Source organism: Enterobacter sp. 301B, from assembly GCF_003850715.1.
Classification (GTDB): Bacteria; Pseudomonadota; Gammaproteobacteria; order Enterobacterales; family Enterobacteriaceae; genus Enterobacter; species Enterobacter intestinihominis.
In genome coordinates, this window is record NZ_PQTC01000067.1 from 1 (window position 1) to 1,294 (window position 1,294).

1 protein-coding gene is annotated in these 1,294 nt (G+C 53.6%); it reads right to left on the bottom strand.

What is annotated here, in order from left to right; all coding sequences use genetic code 11:
* Positions 1-54 precede the first annotated feature (54 nt).
* Complete coding sequence (locus C3451_RS24120) at positions 55-1,188, bottom strand: DDE-type integrase/transposase/recombinase (RefSeq protein ID WP_233161275.1); 1,134 nt, start codon at positions 1,186-1,188, stop codon at positions 55-57.
* Between the last annotated feature and the right edge of the window lie 106 nt (positions 1,189-1,294).

Sequence of the window (1,294 nt, forward strand, 5' to 3'; positions counted from 1 at the left end):
TGTATGACCGGATACATAGGTAACAGATCAGACCGGGAACATAGGTAACACTTTTCAGTCTATCCGGAGCACACTCTGGGTTTTTCGGTCGTAGTACGCAAGCGTTATTCCATTAAAGATGATGGCCTCCAGGCCATCATCTTGTTCTTCCAGCATGATGTACTCATCAGTCAGCGCTTCACTCAGGAACACCGTCCCCTTTTTCCCCATATAGAGTGTCCCCCTTGATTTCACCCTGTAGACCGTACCTCCTTCCGGATAAGCATATTCAGGAACCCTGCCATCCCAGTGCCGGCCTGAGGGTTGCCATACCGTTCCGGGCGTTGCACCCGCCAGGGCTTCATGTGGCCTTTCGTAGTTAAACTCTTCCCGGTAGCCACTGAACCACCGCTGTTGTTCTTCCATCGTCATAAAGATGTTGCCCTGTTTTACTGCACTTTTCAGCGAACGATGCATTCGCTCATGACGGCCGTTTTCTTCCGGATGCCCCTTTCTGATGCGTTCCGGTCTGATGCCCAGCTTTATCAGCCAGACTGCAAGGCGACTTAACCCGGCGATACCTGTTCCTGCGAAAGGCTGACCATTATCCGTTCTCAGGACTTCCGGCAGACCGTACTCCAGGAACGCATCCGTCAGGCACTGCCTGACGAAGGGCTCGCTCTCCCGGTCTGCTCCCCGGCAGCTCAGAAGATACCGGCTGTGATTGTCGGTGAGGGTGAAGGGATGACAGTATTTCCGGCTCAGCAGCCTGAACTTGCCTTTAAAATCAGCGCTCCAGACCTGATTGTTCTCACTGATGATGGTCAGGGGCTGGCGATTGCCCGGGGTTCTGCGTTTTCGCTTTTTATCCGGAACCAGGCCTTCACGCTTGAGGATATCGCCGATAGTACTGGCAGCGGGGACGGTAAAATCGACGTGATGATTGAGCAGCCACATCCGCAGTTTTTTGGGGCCCCAGTCAGGGTGTTTTTGCCTCAGGGCCGTAAGCTGCCCGGCGATATCTTCAGGAACTGTCCGGGAGTGGGAGTGCGGAGCACGCGACCGGTCAGAAAGAGATGACAGGTCAGAGGGGTCAAAACGCTGAAGCCATTTGTAACCGGTTTTTCGACTGATGCCGAAGAGACGGCAGAGGGCAGAAAAAGAATCCGTACCTGCATGGCAGGCACGGATAAAATCAAGGCGTTGCATAGGTCGGGTCTCAGTCCAGGGCATAGCGAGTCTCCTCTTCTATGCCAGTTATAACTGTTACCCATGTATCCGGTCTAAAGTGTTACCCATGTTTCCGGTTCATACC